This window comes from Nostoc sp. UHCC 0870 (assembly GCF_022063185.1).
Taxonomy (GTDB): domain Bacteria; phylum Cyanobacteriota; class Cyanobacteriia; order Cyanobacteriales; family Nostocaceae; genus Trichormus.
Map to the genome: position 1 here is coordinate 134522 of NZ_CP091913.1, position 19702 is coordinate 154223.

Here is a 19702-nt window from a genome sequence, read left to right on the forward strand (position 1 = left end):
ATGTATAATCGTCCTATATATCTTGATTGTCATGCTACCACCCCTGTAGATGAACGGGTATTAGCAGCGATGCTACCCTACTTTACAGAAAAATTTGGTAATCCAGCTAGTATTAGTCACATTTACGGCTGGGAAACAGAAGCTGCTGTTAAACAAGCGCGGGAAATATTAGCCGCAGCAATTAACGCTACACCAGAAGAAATTGTGTTTACTAGCGGTGCAACGGAAGCCAATAATTTAGCAATTAAAGGTGTTGCTGAAGCTTATTTTCAAAAAGGTCAACATATTATTACTGTAGTAACTGAACATAATGCAGTGCTTGACCCTTGTGAATATTTAAAAACCCTTGGGTTTGATATTACTATCTTGCCAGTTCAAGCCAATGGATTAATAGATTTAACAGAATTGGAAAAGGCGTTGCGTCCTGAAACAATTTTAGTATCGGTGATGGCGGCTAATAATGAAATTGGGGTGTTGCAACCAATAGCTGAAATTGGGAAAATATGTCACGAACGTCAGATTATTTTCCATACAGATGCAGCCCAAGCTATTGGTAAAATTCCCCTAGATGTGCAAGCAATGCACATAGATTTAATGTCTCTGACAGCCCATAAAGTTTACGGGCCAAAGGGGATTGGTGCATTGTATGTCCGTAGACGCAACCCCAGAGTCCAACTTGCACCCCAGCAGCATGGGGGAGGACATGAACGGGGAATGCGTTCTGGGACTTTGTACACACCGCAAATTGTTGGTTTTGGCAAAGCGGTAGAAATTGCTTTAGCAGAACAAGAGACAGAAAACCAACGCCTCACCCAGTTAAGACAAAGTTTGTGGAATCAGCTTTTGGAGTTGGAAGGGATTTATCTTAACGGACATCCCACCCAGCGATTAGCCGGAAACTTGAATATTAGCATTGAGGGAGTCGATGGTGCTGCACTGTCGTTGGGGTTACAGCCTGTCATGGCCGTATCTTCTGGTTCAGCTTGTACATCTACAAAAACTACACCTTCCCACGTCCTCACCGCCTTGGGACATTCAGAAAAATTAGCTTATGCCTCAGTTCGCTTTGGGATAGGTAGGTTTAATACGCCAACAGAAATTGATATAGTAGCGAAACACGCGATCGCTACCATTCAAAGTTTACGTCATTGACTTAATAAGGATCAGAATCAAACCTACCCCGCTTCACACTCCTGAAATAATAGCCCCTACTGGGCGGGTTATTCAGGTCAAAGGTGTCACCATTAGAAACACGCCAAATTTTGTAGTCGTAATATGTCAATGGTGTTCGGGGTTTGCATATCTCTGGTGGATGATCTCCTAAAACAAAATACGCTGCATTCCTCCCCATTACTTTCGCTTTACCATATTTATCTACAACTACTGATGTCTCCTCACTCACAGCGATACCTAACGCACTACTAGAAACACCGTCTTGAATTTGTCGTGCAATAAACGCCATAATGCGCCCCATGCGTTTACGACTATTGAAGTGAGTATCAATGATAGTTCCCTGCAAATGATGCCATCGGAAAAAGTTGTAGGTAAAGGTAATATTCTCGTAAGGATCTTCTAGGGCATCCTTAGTTTCAATTGGGTCTTCACAAGCACAAGCATCATAGATGAAATCACTTAAAATCATTGACCCGGCACTAGTGCCACCAATCCCACCACCTCTTTGATAAACTGACTGGACAGCAGCTTCTAGTTGGGTATTTTTCCAACTACGGATGTATTGGCATTGATCACCGCCAGCAAAGAAAATTACTCCAGCATTTCTGATTTTTTGGACAATTTCACCTCTGTTTGCGTCTTGTCGATTGCTAACTATCAGCGTGTCCACAGAGTTCACGCCTTTCATTTCAGAAATTAGGCGATTGTAGTCATGACTACCATAGGTGCGGATAACAACAACATTAATTTTCTGGACAGAGTTAGCACCGCCTCTGACTTGGTTAATCATCCACTGGATAGCTGCTTCTACATCAGGCCCACCGCCACCCAAGTTAAATACAGGGCCAGCTAATGGGGGCAGAATCTCAGCAGTATTGCTATCAAAATCGAATCTTAGGTATGCTGTAAGACGGGTTATCACCCTCAACAACATAGTTCCTACGGTTTTCAAGAACCTTGCTATACTTGGGAATGCCCTTGTCATACTAAACCTTCTAGAGCAAACTGCAACTATTGCTTAATTTCGCACTCCCAAGGGCAAAATTCCCACCGTACAAGGCTGGTGTTGTTTTTTAGCTCAAAATAGTCCAAAATAAACATTGATGCTTTGGCTGAGGCTGCGTTTTGTTACCAATCAATTTGCGATCGCTCCTCTACTACTCGGTTATAAACAGCATCAGTTTGTTTAGCTAATTTCGGCCAGCTAAAGCGGCGTTCTAAATCTTCATAAGCATTATCGACTAACCATTGGCTATAACCGGGATTTCGCAACACTTCCAAAATTCCCCAGGCCAGAGAATCGGAATCATTTACCCAGGTAACAACTCCAGTTTTGGTATGTTGTACTACCTCTGGTAAGCCGCCTGTATCTGATACTACTACAGGAACTCGTGAAGCAAAACTTTCTAAAGCGACAATCCCAAAGGGTTCATAAAGGCTGGGAAAAACAGCACAATCAGCTACAGTTTGGAATTTATCTAAATATTCATCGGAAAGAAAACCAGTAAAATAGCATTTGTCCCAAATACCCAAGTCCCAAGCTTGGCGTTTGAGATTGTCGGTGTTACCTCCCCCAACAATCACAAACTTGACATAACCCCCCATTTCCCACAACACCTTGGGGGCTGCATTGATTAAAACTGATACGCCTTTTTCATAGGTCATGCGTCCTACGTAGTAGACAATTTTTTCATGGTCTTCAGCAAATTGACGGCGAAAATCTTGGGCGTGAAAATCTTCGTGATGTTTTTTCTTTTCAGGTCGGATACCGTTATAAATCACATCGATTTTATCCAGAGGACTTTCCAAGGCTCGCGCTACCTCGTGGCGCATATAATCGGTACAGACGATAATTCGCCAAGCATTGAAAGCCAGTAAGTTCTCTTTGCTGTGAATATAGTTTTGAATATCGTTATGAATGCCGTTGTAACGCCCGTACTCAGTGGCGTGAATGGTAGCAATCAGGGGAATTTTAAAGGTATGCTTGAGAGCGATCGCTGCATCCCCAACTAGCCAATCATGGGCATGGATTAAATCAAAGTTACCTTCCTCTAGAATTAACTTCCCACCATGATGTCCCATGCTTTGATTGAGGTTGACCACCCAGTGAAAAAAGTCATTACTATGGGAAACTGGGACTCGATGTACATGAATACCCTCTACCACCTCATACATCGAAGCATGACCAACATCTACTGTAATTAAGTGGATTTCATGGCCTAGTTTGACGAGTTCGGGGTACAACTCAGCCACATGACGCGCAATACCGCCAACTATCCTCGGTGGAAACTCCCAACTTAGTACCAGTATCTTCATGAACTAGACTCCCCAATGCTTTATAAAGATTTAAAAGTATGAGAGTGGTAACTATAGTAAGTAAATTTACTAAAATTTTCTGATTTTTTCTCAGTTATGTGGATAAAGCCGATCAAAAATTATCAATCTTGATGAAACTTCTTAGATTAGCTGATCCGCGCTCAAGTGAAATAAAGTATCTCACCCCTCACTATAGGTAAAAGGAGACAGGGAACAGAATATTTCCTGTTTCCTATCTCCTGTTCTCTATCAGGATTAAACCCCTATCAAAAACCAAACTGTCACCTGTAACCTGTCACCTGTCACCTTCTTCAAGTTTGATCTAAACGCAGCACAGCCATAAAAGCTTCCTGGGGTACATCGACTGTTCCCACAGATTTCATCCGTTTTTTACCTTTAGCCTGTTTCTGGAGGAGTTTTTTCTTCCGGCTAATGTCACCGCCGTAGCATTTGGCGAGTACATCTTTCCGTAAGGCGGGGATGTGTTCACTGGCAATTACTTTACTACCAATGGATGCTTGAATGGGTACTTTGAATTGGTGACGGGGAATTAGTTCTTTAAGTTTTTCCGCCATTGACCGTCCCATGTTATAGGCTTTGTCGCGGTGGACAATCATCGCCAAGGAGTCCACAGGATCACCGTTAATCATGATATCCAACTTCACCAAGGGATTTTCGCGGTAGCCAATCACATGATATTCCATGCTGGCATAACCACGCGATCGCGATTTCATTTGGTCAAAAAAGTCGGTGACGACTTCCGCCAAAGGTAACTCATAAGTCAAGGTGGTGCGTCCTTGGGTGAGGTATTTCATATCTTTGAATACACCCCGCCGATTTTGGGACAACTCCATCAAAGTACCAACGTAGATTTCTGGTGTAATCATTTCTACTTTGACGTAGGGTTCTTCGATGCGTTCGCGATCGTTGGGCGCAGGTAAATGGCTAGGATTATCAATGTACAGTTCTTCACCCTTAATAGTTATCACCTTATAAACCACAGAGGGGGCTGTAATAATTAAATCCAGGTTGTACTCTCGCTCTAGGCGTTCTTGAACGATTTCCATGTGTAGTAAACCCAAGAACCCACACCGGAAACCAAACCCCATCGCGCTGGAGGTTTCTGGTTCGTACTTTAACGCCGCATCGTTTAGCCGCAGCTTTTCTAAAGCCTCCCGCAAGTCTTCAAATTGGTCAGCATCAATGGGGAACATCCCACAAAATACCATTGGGTTAGCTTCTGCGTAACCCGGTAACGCTTCTAGAGCTTTGGCATTAGCTAGGGTAATGGTATCACCCACCCGTGCATCAGCTACAGCTTTAATGGCGGCGGCGAAGTAACCCACTTCTCCGGCGTGGAGTTCATCGACTTGCTTCTGGGTGGGGGAGAGAACACCTAACTCATCGATTTCGTATTCTTTTTCTGAAGCCATGAGATAGACGCGATCGCCTTTTTTCACTCTCCCATCCATCACCCGGAAGTATACTATGACACCCCGATAGGCATCATAGTAGCTATCAAATATTAACGCCCGTAAGCGTTCATTTACGGTATCTGGTGGGGGTGGCACACGTTCTACAATGGTTTCCAGAATTTCATCAATCCCAATTCCCTCTTTCGCTGAGGCTAAAATTGCCCCACTGCAATCTAGACCGATAATTTCCTCAATCTCACCGATTACCCGATCTGGTTCTGCTCCGGGTAAGTCGATTTTATTGAGAACGGGGATAATTTCTAGATTGCTTTCGAGAGCTAAATAGACATTAGCGAGGGTTTGCGCCTCTACACCTTGGGACGCATCTACTACCAACAAAGCCCCCTCACACGCCACCAAACTGCGCGACACCTCATAAGAAAAATCCACATGGCCGGGAGTATCAATTAAGTTCAGCACATAATGCTGACCATCTTTGGCTTGATAGTTCATCCGGGCAGCTTGCAGCTTAATTGTAATGCCGCGCTCCCGTTCCAGATCCATGTTGTCGAGAAACTGTTCCTTCATTTGCCGATTTTCAACTGTGCCAGTGGCTTGCAGAAGGCGATCGGCAAGGGTGGATTTCCCGTGGTCAATGTGGGCAATAATACAGAAATTGCGAATGCGAGCTGCGGGAACGTCAGTCATATACTAATTTTTGCTGAAGCAGCAACCAAGGTTAAAAAGTTATTTACTTCATGTATTTTAATGCTTTCTTTGCCAAGACGCTGCTAGTTATATAGTCAATAGTCCTTGGGTATTGGGCATTGGAATCATAATCTACCTCGTCGCCCCCTAGTAGGTCATCAAATGTGAATTGAGGGATAAGCTTTTTTGTCGTCAGGACTAAAGTCCTTACTACGAACCGTCAAAACTAACTTGATAAACCACGGGAAGTTATTTAATTTTGACTTTTGACTTGATTTTTCCCCAGATCCCATTTTTAAAGATTCCCGACAGACTTTTTAAGAATCTCTATAAAGTCCATTTTTCACTGCTAGTATTCATCAACCTGAAGCGTACAATAAATATATGTAAGTACATAGTGTAGAGATGATGGTCAATTGCTGCCTGTAATTGCCCTGATATTCTAAGTTACTGACAAAACTTCAGCCGATTGTCTGAAAGCCGCTATGAAAATGGCCACTTGCTACCTGATGCTGTTAGTTTGATCAAATTTCGGGGAACTATGTAACTATAAACTTTTAATATTTTGTCAGTAAACAACCCGAACAGTGAATACAACTGCTTTACAAAGCTGGTGAAAAGACCGTTCCTGAGTATATAAACCTATGAATATGAAAGAAAGAGCTACCGATGCGGAGTCTATATCAGCCGATAAGGTAGAAATCGCTGTCCGCCTAGACTCGGATTTACTGGAGCAAATTCAGCATCTCACTGATGATCCGAGCAAGGTGATTGAAGTAGCGATACGCCAATGGTTACGGGGTGAGATTCTCAGAGATGATGAACTAACACGCACCCCCCATCGTATCCCTGTTCCACCCAGGGGAGAATGGAATGATTAACATTTCATAAATAGGCTGTAAAGAATCAAGCCGAAAATTGTAAAGTTGGTCAATCTAGATTCCAGAACAGCTAAAATACGCAATACTCAGTGTGTAAAAGCTGTAAATTTTTATGCCAAGCTTTGCCAAGTTTAAGTAAAACTGTTTTGAGTTGCCATTTATCTATCCAACTCGATGTAATGATTATTACTGCCAACTCCGAATTGCCAAACATATTTCCCCAAAATCTGGAATCTACTAACCCTAAAGCTGATGGCTTACTACCAACCCTCGGTGCTGAGTTGGTATATACGCAGGATAGGACAGGGCGTTATCTGTCTTTTTATTGGCAAAAAACTGATATTTTGGGTTTTAGTCCCGAAAGCATAGTCAATGAATGTCATGGTGAGGAAGTCTTTATCCCCGTAGATCAAGCTGCCTATTTGGAAAGAGTGCATCGTATTTTAACTAGTTTAGTACCCGAAAGGTGTCAATGTTGGTTTAAGTGCGATCGCAATTTATTTGAGTTGGAGTTGGCAATTTGTCCAATGATTCCGCCTCTGGGAACTAATGCGACTACAGTTTTGGTAACGGGTAGGTTATTACAAGTTAAAGTCAATACCCAGGAAGTAAATGTAGCAATTAATTCGTCAGAACAGATAGACATCAACTCGCGATCGCAAAAACATCAAAAACTAGTCAATAAAATTACCAGAAATATCCGTCGGACATTAGATTTAGATGTAATCTGGCAACAAACAGTTGATAGTTTAGGCAAAGCATTGCAGCTAGAACGGTGTATTATCTGCCCTTATCAGCCCTCTAGCTCCAAAGTGCGGGTAATAGCAGAGTATCATCAACCAGAACGCCCTTCTATGCTGGGTTTAGAAATAGATGTTAATACTGAACCAGCCTTTGCTCAAGCCTTGACAACCTTAGAACCTGTGATCATGGAAGTTCCAGGGTATAATCTTTGCCCACAACAAAAAATTTTAGTAGTGGCTACCTGCTATCAAGACCAAGCCAATGCTTTAATTGCCATTAATCTGCCAGATGAATGTTACCCATTAACAGATGGGGAATTAGAACTAGCTACAGAAGTGGCAGATCAGTTAGGAACTGCGATCGCTCATGCTACCTTATACAAAGAACTAGAAGCAGCCAGACAAAAAGCCGAAGAAGCCTCCCGTCTCAAGAGTGAGTTTCTCGCTAACGTCTCCCATGAAATTCGTACCCCTCTCAACGGTATGATTGGTTTCTTAAAGCTGATTTTAGAAGGTATGGCAGACGATGTTGAAGAAAGAAATCAGTTTTTAGATGAAGCGCACCAACTATCTTTACATCTGCTGAATATTATTAACGACATTTTAGATATAGCCAAAATCGAAGCCGGAAAAATGGAGCTAGTTTGCGCTCCTGTTAAGCTAGATGAGCTATTTGCTGATGTTGAAAACTTCATGTGTCCCCAAGCAGCAGTAAAAAACCTCAGCTTCAGGATGCAATTACCTCCCACTTCAGATGACATAATAGTTCAAGGCAATTACCAGAGGTTGTTGCAAGTTATGCTGAATTTAACAGGTAATGCCATCAAATTCACCCACGAAGGCGGTATTACCGTTAGTGCCGATATTGTAGTTCACAAAGGGAAATTTCCAGAACAGCAATTTCCTGGGATGGTGAGAGTTAGGGTAGCAGACACAGGTATTGGTGTTTCCCTAGACCAACAAGACAAACTCTTTCAACTATTCTCACAGGTAGATGGTTCGCGTACTCGCCAATACGGTGGGACAGGTTTGGGACTGGCAATATCTCAGAAGCTAGTAGAGACTATGGGTGGGGAAGTACATTTTTACAGTCTCGGTGAAGGACTTGGTTCTACTGTCACCTTCACAGTTCCTCTATATCAACAACCAGTTATGCTGTCTTCAACTGACAATGAATCAGATTGTATTTGATCAGTTTCCTGGTTGCTCTAGCACAATCACATCTACTAGAGGTGTGAAGTTAAAGTTTTCCTGGCGTAAATGTTGATGAATAGCTTGGGTAAGACGAGAACGAATAGCCGCAGCAGATTCGGTAACTCCTTGTCTACGCTGCACATAGACAACGCAAAGTAATGTATTTTGACTTTCTATATTGGGACGAGTGAAGCGAACATTAGACTCAACTAATTGGGCTAAATTCGTCTGTTTAACTACTTTTTGCAGTTCAGAATTAGCTCTTTGGGCAATGGTGGAGCGTTCTAAACTAGGAGAATTCATAAACTGCCAGGAAAGAAGGATAGAAAGCGCAATGATAGTGATAATTAAGGCAGTAAGAAATATATTTTTGTTGCCGCGTTGGTAGCGGCTTCCTTGAGTAGACAACCCAAACTTTCTAAATAAAAGAGAAGCTGATAAATTAATCCCGCAGAGTTGCAGAAATAACAAAAATATCCCATCAGTCACCATGTCCCAGCGACCAATTGCACTAGCCATACCTACTATTCCTGTTGGTGGGGCGAGGGAAGCAGCAACTAACATACCTGTTGCAGCCCCTGAGACTAAGCTATTTTGCTCTGACTGTACCAAGTTCAAAGCTCCTGCTGCACCAGCTGCTAGTGGTAGAAATACAGCTACTGCTGAAAGCTGACTACGTTCAATCATTAGACTAGTAGCAATTTCCTGTTGCAGAATTAGGCTGAGTAACCAGGTAGTCACAATCGTCACGCTTAAAGCTGAAAAATAACGCACAAGACTACGCCAGAGTAATTGCCAATCACCTCGTGCGGTAGCAATGGCTGTATTCATGGCGGGGCCAGCAAAGGGGGCAATCAGCATGGCTGCTACCAGCAAAAAAACTGTATTCGTATACAAGCCAATCCAAACTACTATCCCAGCTAATACTGCATAACCAAGAAAACCCTGCCAAGAGCCGACACTTTGTAACCCTGCTAGAAAGACTTCTATGGAGCTACGTTCTTCCACATCTTTGACTTGTTCCGGTGCTTCTGATGCAGGTGGACGCAAAGGCATTACTCCAGAGGGAAGAAGAGTAATATGAACGTTAGGGAGTTCTTCCAACTTAGCAAATAGCTGATCTACTCGGCGATTGGAAACATGAACAATCACCACATCGATGGGTTCGTCACCGTTGTTAGCTGCAAATTGTGCGAGGTTCTGCCCTTCCAGAGATTTAGCAATATCGAGAACATCTCCACCAAACCCCTGTGGAACTTGGATGATTAGTTGTCGCATATATCCTCCTGAGTGTAAAGTTCTCACAGTGTCAGTGCGATCGCTCTCTAGCTAGAGAAGTATTTTTTAGTCAACTACTTTGTAATTACTCCTCAAGATAAACACTTTTGTCTTAAAAATCCTTCTTTGAGAAGCTTTGTTGTTAACCAAGGCACACTAATATTTAAATATTCAATTCTGCAAAATTACTTAGCTGATCGCATAATGGGGAGAAAAATGTGCGCTTTGGGCAATGGATTGGTTTATTTATAGTTGCTATATCTTTTTATATTCTTTGGCAAATTCGCCAAATACTTTTGATAGTATTTGCCTCTATAGTTTTAGCAACTATTTTGAATAGGTTTTTGATTTTATTACAGAGATTTCGTATCAAGCGCAGTATTGCTATTCTCATAACTCTTAGTATTTTATTATTAATAATATTCAGCTTCTTTTTTATAATTGTCCCGCAGCTTATCGAGCAATTACAACAACTGGGTACAATCATCCCGATAGCATTAGATCGGCTCAGATTGTGGAATGATTGGTTTTTAAAGGTACTTCCCGATGATGTGTTAGATAATATCCGTAATTTTAGATATCTAACGCAAGATTTCCAAACTTGGTTAAATCGATTATTGAATAATTTTTTATTTTTAGTTACTCGTTCACTTAATATAGCTTTAGGATTACTACTTTTTTTAGCATTAACTATCATGCTAATGGCAGACCCTCAGAAATATCGTAGAGGTTTTATTTTATTATTTCCAGCCTTTTATCGTCAGCGCATGAATGTAATTTTAAATAAATGTGCAGTTTCTTTAAATGGTTGGATTAGAGGCACACTTTTAACTATGTTATTAATTAGCATTTTGAGCTATATTGGACTATCAATTTTGGGTGTGCCATTACCATTAGTTAATGCTATTTTAGCTGGATTTTTAGAGTTTATACCCAATGTTGGACCTACATTAAGTGTGATTCCCCCTGCTTTGTTGGCTGTAGTTGATGCACCGTGGAAAGCAGTTGCAGTAGTAGTTTTATATTTTATAATTCAGCAAGTTGAAAGCCTGATTATATTGCCTTGGGTGATGAAAACTCAGGTATCACTCCTACCAGCAGTTACTTTGCTGTCTGTAGTAATTTTTGGGGCATTTTTTGGCTTTTTGGGTGTCTTTTTAGCTGTGCCTTTAGTGATTGTTTTACAAATTTTGATCCAGGAAATTTTAGTGAAAGATATATTAAATAACTGGAACATTGATAGAGACTAGCACCGCTACGCGGATGTCAAAAGTCAAGTCACTTCTCTACGTTCGCGGAAGCGTGTCGTAGACAGACGCTACGCGTAGCTTGCTTCCACAAAGTGGTACGCTCCAATTCAAAATTCAAAATTAATATCACACTCAATATTGGTAAATTTCATGCCAAAGTGCGAATTAATAAAGCGCGATAATGCCGAATGATACGATAAGAGCAGCATGAAAGCGTGAATACAAAACTCCTCATTTCTCCTCAAGAACTCACCTCTCTGTTAGCAGTAAAATCTCCACGAACTGTCATTATTGATACGCGTACACCAGAAGAGTATGCTATTGCTCATATTCCTCAATCTATAAATATTCGAGATTTTTTTACTTATCTTTTAAAAAATTCCTCCCCCGCAGGATTAAGACAATTACAAGAATATTTTGCGGAAATTATGAGTGAGGTAGGAATATCTGGTGCGGAACGGTTAATTGTGTATGAAGATGCTTTTAATCAAGGTTACGGTCAATCTTGTAGAGCAGCTTTTTTACTAAATTATTTGGGTTGTCCTCATGTATCTGTCTTACATGGAGGTTATAAAGCCTGGCTAGCGGCGGAATTACCTACTACAGATGAAGTCCCTGAAGTTGAAAGCAGCATATTTAGATTGCATCCCCAGGCGGAGATGATGGTGACAACAATCGAGATGTTGGAGGCTATCGTACCTATGCTGAGAACCTCCGGCTTTTAGCCGGGGGATGAAAGCTATTTGCCTGATTTATCAGGCATTTTAGTTTTAATTGCTTTTTTGATTTTCAATATATTTTCTCACAACTTCTGTACTTGCTGCACCAGTTGAAGCAACAAAGTAACTAGGACTCCAGAGGGAAGGAAGTTTTTTTAGGTGCGGGAACTCGCGTCTTAGATGATGAGATGCTCTGCCTTTAATCCATCTTGCCACATCAGCAGGGGATTCATGGGTCGGAACATTTAAAAAACAGTGAACATGGTCAGGCATTATTTCTAAAGCGATAAGTCTCCACTCATGCTCAACTACTAACTCTAATATGATTTCTTGCAAACGCTGTGCGACTTCTTTTATTAGCACCGCTTTTCTCCGTTTTGGAACAAATACAAAATGGTAGTTCAGAGATGAAACTGAGCCACTTGTGCGTCTGTATTCGTGGTCTGATGGTGATAGTTTAGCCACTAAATAAATGTTGTTGACTTATATTCTGACAACAATTATAGTAAAGCATACAGGAGGCTAAAACAAGTGTATAAAACCTGTTCAATTAGAGCTAAATTTAATGACGAAGAAACAGCCTTTTGGTTGAATCAGTGTGAGAATGCTAATAGCTTGATAAATTGTGCATTGTACGAAACCAAGAAAATTCATTACGCTAAGTTACAAGAAAATGGTAATGCTTTTACTACTTATTGGCATGGCGATGAATTACGTAGTGGGTGGAAAATTTATAGATGCAGTACAACTTATCCTGAATTAGATTTGATTCTTAAGCAGAACGTGCATTACAAAGCAATGGCGGCTCAATCTGCACAACAAACGTTAAAGTCGGTTGGCGAGTCAATTACAGCTTATAACGGACTGGTGAAAGCTTACTACAACGGCGAGGTTGATAAACCATCTCTGCCAAAATATCGCAAAAAGGGAGGTTTGGCTGCTGTCACATTTCCGCGTCAAGCTCTGAATTTTAGCGAGGGATATTTTAAGCCTTCAATCAGTAAAGAAAGTAAACCAGAATTACTGACTGAGGTTAGATTATATCTCCCAGAATTTATCGATTCTGACTGGGTTAAAGAAGTAACAGTACGTCCAAATTTCGGGCAATTATGGATTGATTGGGTGATTGACGATGGCAAAGAAGCAATAGCAAAAAATCCCCAATTAGATTACACACAAGCATGGAGTTTTGACCACGGTGGTTCTAATTGGCTAACAGGTGTCTCAACTCGTGGGAAAAGTTTGATTATTGATGGTCGTAAACTCAGATCGTTGAATCAAGGATATTCCCGTTTAGTTGCCAAATACAAGCAAGGGAAATCAGATTTTTACTGGGATTCTAACCTTGATAGAGTACAACGCAAACGGAATAACCAGATGCGAGATGCGATTAACAAAGCAGCCCGATTCATTATCAATCAGTGTCTTAATGACCGAGTGGGTAACATTGTCATTGGTTGGAATGCTGGACAGAAGCAAAATTCCAATATGGGGAAAAGAAATAACCAGAATTTTGTGGTTATTCCCACTAGTCGATTAATTGAGAGGTTAAAACAAATCTGTCCTGAGTACGGTATTACTTTGACAATTACTGAGGAGGCTTACACTTCTAAGGCATCTTTTCTTGATTGCGACTCCCTGCCCAAGCACGGCGAAAAGCCCCAAGGGTGGAAAGCTTCAGGGAAAAGGATAAAACGAGGATTATACAAAAGTCGTGATGGCTTCATTGTCAATGCAGATTGCAATGGAAGTGCCAACATCATGAGAAAAGTAGCCACACAGTTAGGGTTAGACCTAGCCGAGGTGGGTAGGGCATCTTTGACAGTGCCACAGCGAATTGATTTGTTCAAGAGATTAAATAAATCATATCGCAAACGTTGCGTAGTGGGTCTTTTAGACCCCGTAGCAACATCAGTTTAGAATCCTCCGGCTTCTAGCCGGGGGAGATGTCAACAATAATCCAGCAATTATAAAATTAGATGTGCGCGATCGCAATGAATGGCAAGGGTTAAGTTCTTCACCCTATGGTACTGATTTTTGTCCGCGTAAGGGGAGAATCCCTAACGCTGTCTGGCTGGAATGGCATCTTTTGATGACTTCTGCATCGGGAATCCCCATGTTTCGCCCCAAAAGGGAGATTTTAGAAATTTGTCAATCAGTGGGTATTACTTCCGAGTCTGTTGTTTATATATATTGCTTTAAAGGTTCTAGGGCTGCTAATACACTGATTGCTTTGCAAGAAGCTGGAATTAATGCCAAAAATTATTTTGGTTCGTGGAATGAATGGTCTCGTGATTTCTCATTACCGATTGTTGAGGTACTCCCCAGCATGAATGCGTAAGGATTCTCAAAATTAACTTAGTTTATCGGATATATTATTTCTATCAAAAAGTAACAAGGCTCTTTGTAAACTGGCGATTAATTCTTTGAAGGGCGAACGATGGGAATTGAACCCACGAATGGTGGTACCACAAACCACTGCCTTAACCACTTGGCTACGCTCGCCATTGACATTTACGATTATAGCACTGATTTTGTGAATTGATCAAGAAAATTTTCTATAGGAACGGACTTTATTTCTTCCCAGTCTGGAAAATTTAACTGATATCTAGGGAGTTAACGCTAGCAAGTATGAAGTTATTCAATATTTTGGCATACGTCGGTTCTATAGGATTCGCGGCTGTGTTGGGAGTAGTGATGGCAAACACAAATCCTAGCCAGCCTGCCTATGAGGATTATGCTGTGCAGAAACTGACATCGTACTTAAAAAAAGATGTCTGCAATTCAACAACAAAGCTCATAGAAAAGTTAATTAATACTAACTGTGACAAACTAGTTAGTTCTGCTAACCCCCAAATGCGGCAAATCCTCTCAGCCACTACCGAAAGGCAAGATTTAATTTTGTTTAGTGTGTATCGCACAGAATTCAAATTGAATTCCTGGATACCTTCTTACAGATTTGAAACCGTAGGTGCGTTTAACAATTTTTATACTTACACCGCAGAGCAACAGTAGGATGGAAGGGGACAGGTGACAGGTGACAGGTGACAGGACAAAGTAGGACAAGAAGCAAGACGGAATTGGGAATAATGATTAGACATCTTGCATAAATGCTTAAGGTGTCATGTTGAGCGAAGCGAAACATCTCAAAGATTAGACATTTCATTCAGAATGACACATCTCATTTTCGGACTTTTGCAAGAGGTCTATTGATAAGCCCAGGAAAATGTCTTGTGATGAAAATATGTCCTAATATTGGCTGTTTATATCCCCAAAACCCCGATACAGCTACAGTTTGTCTCAAATGTGGTGAACAGCTTTTACTCAATCACCGTTATCATTTATTACGGCAGATTGGTCATGGTGGCTTTGGTATAACATTTTTAGCAGTGGATGAGCATCTTCCTTCTCAACCCAGGTGTGTCATCAAACAATTTAATTTTTCGTCCCAATATGGTCGCAACTGCCATCAAGCGGTTAAGTTATTTCGTCAGGAAGCGGTGCGCCTTGATGAGTTGCAACATCCCCAAATACCAAAACTGCTGGGGTACTTTGAACAGAAAAATCAACTGTATTTAGTGGAATCATGGATTCCCGGACAGACGCTAAAAGAGGAATTGCAAGAAAATGGGGTCTTTAATGAATCCCAGATTGGGCAATTATTGAAAGAATTGTTACCAGTGTTGCAATTTATCCATGACAAGCAAATTATTCATCGGGACATCAAGCCAGCAAATATCATCCGCAGTTCCTCTCAGGGTGAGTTAGTTTTAATTGATTTTGGCATTGCGAAACATCTTACAGCTACAGCTTTACTACAAACAGGTACTACCATAGGCTCTCCAGAATACATTGCGCCTGAACAAACACGGGGGAAAGCACTACCAGCAAGTGATCTTTACAGTTTAGGTGTGACTTGCATTCATTTATTAACGGGGATTTCCCCCTTTGATTTGTTTGATGTGACTAGCGATCGCTGGGTCTGGCGTGATTATCTATTATCAGGGAATACTATCAGTAAACAACTGGGCGCAATTCTTGACCAATTGCTGCAAAATGCCCTCTCCCAACGCTATAAATCGGCGAATGACGTTTTGCAAGCTTTAAACTCTTTTCCTCGGACTGTTCAGCAACAGCCAGCTAATACGCTGTATTCTGAGGTTGGTGTTGATTACCACAGACTGCGCGATTTACTCGCCTTGAAACAATGGCAATTGGCAGACCAAGAAACTTGGGTGGTGATGTGTCAGGCTTTATCAAAGCCAACAGGTAGTTATTTCTTTATGGGTGATATTGCTAAGTTACCCTGTGAGGATTTACAAATAATTGACCAGTTGTGGCTCAAGTACAGTCAAGGACGTTTTGGTTTTAGTGTGCAGAAGCAAATCTACGAAGGCGTTGATTGTGATTATGTCAGGTTTTGTGCGGCGGTTGGTTGGCATTTATATAATTCTCTTTCTCCCCCCAGTTGGCAATTTTTTATTGGGTCATTGCCTGAAGGATATTTACCTTCGCGGGTGTGGGCTGGTGGGACTCAGTGGTGGCGACATATAGACGCGGTGGGGGGAAGATTGGGGGGTTGAGAGGGGAAATTTAAACCAATTCGCAATGGGCTAACGCCCCGCTCCGCTAACGCAATTCGCAATGGGCTAACGCCCCGCTCCGCTAACGCAATTAAGTGTTGTAACGGGGATTTAGACCTCGCCACAACACTTGCGGCTTGATAGAAGCCGGGGACTTAAACCCCTAAATTTTGTTAAACTCTCACTCTCTGCGCCTCTGCGCCTTTGGGTGAGATAAATGTACGATAGTAACAATAGCCACTAAAATCCCTATTTTGAATTTATGCCCTCTGCTTATTTGCTAGTATCTCACGGAAGCCGCGATCGCCGTCCAGAAATTGCTATGCAGCAATTAGCAGTGCTGGTGGCTAATAAGCTGCAAATACCAGAGAAACTGGTGGGTACAGCATCTTTAGAAGTATGTCCAGAACCTTTACATGAGCAAATTAGACGGTTTGCTCAAGGTGCAGTTTTGTTGGGGTGTGGTCGTCTACAAATTATTCCCATATTTTTGCTACCGGGTGTCCATGTGATGACGGATATTCCGACAGAGGTAGCACTTGCAAGACAGGCTGTTGGTGAAGATATCACAATTGACTTACAACCATATTTGGGGAGTCACTCCGGTTTACAGATATTTTTTCAACAACAAATAGCTACTATCAAAGCAGCCGCAGGGATTTTATTATCTCATGGTAGCCGTCGTCCGGGTTCGCAACAGCCTGTAGAAAATATGGCGGCGAATTTGGGAGTAGTCACGGCTTATTGGTCTATATCGCCTAGTTTAGAATCACGGGTAGAAGAGTTAATTGCTTTTGGTCATCGAGAAATTGCAATTTTTCCCTACTTTCTCTTCTCTGGTGGCATAACTGATGCGATCGCTCAAGCGGTTGACGAGTTAAAATTACAATTCCCTGGGGTGAGTTTTTACTTAGCTCAACCTCTAGGCGCAAGTGACGAATTAGCTGATTTGATTGGGGATTTAACGTGTTGCGGAAGTCCCCACCTTCAATGTACTCTAATGGTAGGTATTGTGAGCGGGGGATGTTCGCGGAGCGTCACGAAGTGAGGATTACATCTGGAATTGATTTTTTACGCAGTAAAAACAAATTCTGGATGTATGACGAATCCCCAAAATTTTCTGGTAAGATATACAATGTCTTGACCATCAATGCCGCAAGCGAAAACCAAGCTAATAGGTATATGTTGCAAGAGAAAAATTTGGGTCTTGGGAACCAGGACTTCTGCCCTTGGAGGGAATGTCAGACCAAAAAAACTACGGAGTTTTTGAGGCTATTCCCGATGAATTGGGAAGCTCAGACTTCAGCCTTAGGCAAGTCTGAGTAGTTCACTTCACGCATGAACCGCACAGACAAGGAATTACAAAAGAGTTTGGGTAAAGTTTATCTAGTAGGTGCGGGGCCAGGAGATCCAGGACTCATGACGCTCAAAGGCAAGAGTATCTTGGAATGTGCTGATGTGGTGATCTATGATGCCTTGGTTAGTCCGGCAATTTTAGCCATGATTAACCCCCAAGCAGAGCAAATCAATGCTGGTAAGCGTCGGGGTAGACATTCACTTTTACAGGACGAAACCACCCAAACTCTGATTGAAAAAGCCCAAGACCACGCCATTGTAGTCAGACTCAAAGGCGGCGACCCCTTTATTTTCGGTCGCGGTGGGGAAGAAATGGCTGATTTAGTAGCCGCAGGTATTCCTGTAGAGGTTGTGCCGGGAATTACTTCGGGTATTGCTGCTCCAGCCTATGCAGGTATACCTTTAACCCATAGATTGTATAGTTCTTCTGTGACTTTTGTGACTGGACATGAAGCCGCAGGCAAGTATAAACCGCAGGTAAATTGGCAGGCGATCGCTCGCGGTTCAGAGACAATTGTGATTTACATGGGTATTCACAATTTGCCTTACATTGTGGAAGAGTTAACTAAGGCGGGGTTGAGTTTAGAAACACCAATTGCTTTAGTACGCTGGGGGACACGTCCCGAACAAGAAGAGTTAATTGGCGAGTTGGAGAATATTGTAGAACTAGTAGAAAAAACTGGATTTGAAGCTCCGGCGATCGCAGTTATTGGTTCAGTAGTCAATATGCACAGTATTTTATCTGGTTGTCGCCCTGTTTGATTATTGGTGTGAAGTTTCTCTATTAGCACTTACGCATGAGAACATAGGCGTTTAGGGGTATAGATGTTCAAAACGACCCTTAAACCTTCCCACAAATTAAAGATTCTCTTTACCTAAATTCTGCATATGTTACAAATGTGATTGTTTAAACTGCTTTTTAGGAAAAGTTCCATGTTGAATAGCACAAACCCAGCAGATACTGAATTTGGGCGGCTCTTATGGGAGATAGTCAGAAGACCTAAACTACCACAATGTCCTCTTCCTGGTAGCAAAATATCACCACAAAATAATACTGCTTTAGTATGCCAGTGGCAAACTGTGATCACAAACAAAAATGAAAAGGGAAATCGCAAAGGTCTATCCTTAGAAGATTTTGTAAGGCTAGTAAATGCCTTCTATGGGTATTCTGAAGGTGATGACGATTGCATACTGAATAAATCAGCACTCCATCGTCTCATACAAACCGGAAATCCACGTATTGAGGGCTTTGCAAAGTCTATAAATACAGATGTCTTAAAAATAGTGTCCGAATTTTCAGAACTAACTTATGAAAAACTTGAAATGATAGGTCTTCAGGTTCTGCAAGAAACTCCTAATTTATATCGTCCAGTTCCTAAAAAAGATAAAAAGCTTATGCCAACTGAAGCTGATCAGTCGCAGGCTGTAAAAGGGTTGATTTTGGACTATATCTCCAAAAATGGCTATAAATCTTTAGCCAAAAAAGGTATTAGTGAGGCTGATATTTTAGAAATTCTGTTTGAGTCTGAACCGAAAGTGTCTTTAAATGTACTAGGAGTATTAAAATCTATAAGTGGGACGGAAACTTTTTTGAAATTAACTATGCCTCTTCAAAATGATCAGGACTACGAAGATAGGCAAGGATAATGCAATCCTTTACGTCACCCTGCGTTTAAATAAGCCAAGATTTTATACAAATCGGTATTAAGTATTCTCATATCAGCGTTGAGTCCCGACAGACAATTGAGCCATCATCTCAGCGCGAGACGAAACTTCGAGCTTACGAAACATCCGCTTTAAAGCTTGTTTTACGGAATTTTCAGTAATCCACAGTTCAACCCCAATTTGTGCATTTGTTTGCCCCTGAGCTACTAGTACAGCAATTTGCATCTCACGGGGTGCGGGATGTTAAGCGATTTGTTTTGAAGGGTTGGTGCGGTACTAGGATTGGTGATCGCACCACCCAAGCAGATAGATGCAGACATAGCGCACTCCTAAGAAACACATTCCGTAGAGTTAGAAATAGGGATGAGTTCTAAGCCAAAAGCCTGAGCTTTTTCCTTCAAGTTTTGAAGCATTCGTTTTT

The 19702-nt window shown here is 41.6% G+C and carries 15 protein-coding genes, 1 tRNA gene and 3 pseudogenes; 12 read left to right on the forward strand and 7 right to left on the reverse strand.

Annotated elements, in window-relative coordinates; translation table 11 throughout:
• On the forward strand, positions 1-1152 hold the full coding sequence (locus L6494_RS00580) for a cysteine desulfurase family protein (RefSeq protein ID WP_237990963.1): 1152 nt from the start codon (positions 1-3) through the stop codon (positions 1150-1152).
• A 1-nt stretch (position 1153) separates the two neighbouring features.
• Here L6494_RS00580 and L6494_RS00585 read toward each other — a convergent pair whose 3' ends face one another.
• From L6494_RS00585 to lepA, 3 genes are all read right to left on the reverse strand, one after another.
• Entirely contained in the window at positions 1154-2158 is a 1005-nt protein-coding gene (locus L6494_RS00585) for a cyanophycinase (RefSeq protein WP_237990964.1), read from the reverse strand.
• A gap of 143 nt (positions 2159-2301) precedes the next feature.
• Positions 2302-3489, reverse strand: coding sequence for a glycosyltransferase family 4 protein (locus L6494_RS00590; protein WP_237990965.1), 1188 nt, complete (start codon positions 3487-3489; stop codon positions 2302-2304).
• 311 nt (positions 3490-3800) lie between these two features.
• Positions 3801-5612, reverse strand: coding sequence for a translation elongation factor 4 (gene lepA, locus L6494_RS00595; protein ID WP_237990966.1), 1812 nt, complete (start codon positions 5610-5612; stop codon positions 3801-3803).
• Positions 5613-6256: 644 nt separating this feature from the next.
• On the opposite strand from lepA, the gene L6494_RS00600 reads away from it, so the two are divergent.
• Positions 6257-6493, forward strand: a complete 237-nt coding sequence (locus L6494_RS00600) for a hypothetical protein (RefSeq protein WP_190704826.1) — start codon at positions 6257-6259, stop codon at positions 6491-6493.
• A gap of 179 nt (positions 6494-6672) precedes the next feature.
• A complete protein-coding gene (locus L6494_RS00605; RefSeq protein WP_237995729.1) occupies positions 6673-8427 on the forward strand; it encodes an ATP-binding protein in 1755 nt (584 codons plus the stop codon).
• Here L6494_RS00605 and L6494_RS00610 read toward each other — a convergent pair whose 3' ends face one another.
• On the reverse strand, positions 8428-9708 hold the full coding sequence (locus L6494_RS00610) for a DUF389 domain-containing protein (RefSeq protein ID WP_237990967.1): 1281 nt from the start codon (positions 9706-9708) through the stop codon (positions 8428-8430).
• Between the two features lie 218 nt (positions 9709-9926).
• On the opposite strand from L6494_RS00610, the gene L6494_RS00615 reads away from it, so the two are divergent.
• Both L6494_RS00615 and L6494_RS00620 read left to right on the forward strand, forming a co-directional pair.
• Positions 9927-10958, forward strand: a complete 1032-nt coding sequence (locus L6494_RS00615) for an AI-2E family transporter (protein WP_237990968.1) — start codon at positions 9927-9929, stop codon at positions 10956-10958.
• A 215-nt stretch (positions 10959-11173) separates the two neighbouring features.
• Positions 11174-11653 (forward strand): annotated as a pseudogene (locus tag L6494_RS00620) (sulfurtransferase); the annotation flags it as partial.
• Between the two features lie 75 nt (positions 11654-11728).
• On the opposite strand, the gene tnpA reads toward L6494_RS00620, so the two are convergent.
• The gene (gene tnpA / locus L6494_RS00625) at positions 11729-12142 is read right to left on the reverse strand and encodes an IS200/IS605 family transposase (RefSeq protein ID WP_237990638.1); all 414 of its coding nucleotides are present in this window, start codon (positions 12140-12142) and stop codon (positions 11729-11731) included.
• 66 nt (positions 12143-12208) lie between these two features.
• Between tnpA and L6494_RS00630 the strand changes: the two genes are divergently transcribed.
• Positions 12209-13597, forward strand: coding sequence for an RNA-guided endonuclease InsQ/TnpB family protein (locus L6494_RS00630; RefSeq protein ID WP_237990637.1), 1389 nt, complete (start codon positions 12209-12211; stop codon positions 13595-13597).
• A 34-nt stretch (positions 13598-13631) separates the two neighbouring features.
• Positions 13632-14018 (forward strand): annotated as a pseudogene (locus tag L6494_RS00635) (sulfurtransferase); the annotation flags it as partial.
• Between the two features lie 91 nt (positions 14019-14109).
• On the opposite strand, the gene L6494_RS00640 reads toward L6494_RS00635, so the two are convergent.
• Positions 14110-14182, reverse strand: a tRNA-His gene (locus tag L6494_RS00640).
• Between the two features lie 126 nt (positions 14183-14308).
• Between L6494_RS00640 and L6494_RS00645 the strand changes: the two genes are divergently transcribed.
• From L6494_RS00645 to L6494_RS00665, 5 genes are all read left to right on the forward strand, one after another.
• Entirely contained in the window at positions 14309-14692 is a 384-nt protein-coding gene (locus L6494_RS00645) for a DUF4359 domain-containing protein (protein ID WP_237990969.1), read from the forward strand.
• 221 nt (positions 14693-14913) lie between these two features.
• Positions 14914-16260, forward strand: coding sequence for a serine/threonine-protein kinase (locus L6494_RS00650; RefSeq protein WP_237990970.1), 1347 nt, complete (start codon positions 14914-14916; stop codon positions 16258-16260).
• 262 nt (positions 16261-16522) lie between these two features.
• On the forward strand, positions 16523-17308 hold the full coding sequence (locus tag L6494_RS00655; protein ID WP_237990971.1) for a sirohydrochlorin chelatase: 786 nt from the start codon (positions 16523-16525) through the stop codon (positions 17306-17308).
• A gap of 290 nt (positions 17309-17598) precedes the next feature.
• A complete protein-coding gene (gene cobA / locus L6494_RS00660) occupies positions 17599-18378 on the forward strand; it encodes a uroporphyrinogen-III C-methyltransferase (RefSeq protein ID WP_237990972.1) in 780 nt (259 codons plus the stop codon).
• Between the two features lie 171 nt (positions 18379-18549).
• Positions 18550-19263, forward strand: coding sequence for a hypothetical protein (locus tag L6494_RS00665; protein WP_237990973.1), 714 nt, complete (start codon positions 18550-18552; stop codon positions 19261-19263).
• A gap of 72 nt (positions 19264-19335) precedes the next feature.
• Here L6494_RS00665 and L6494_RS00670 read toward each other — a convergent pair.
• Positions 19336-19609: pseudogene (locus L6494_RS00670) on the reverse strand (helix-turn-helix domain-containing protein); the annotation flags it as partial.
• Positions 19610-19702: the final 93 nt, after the last annotated feature.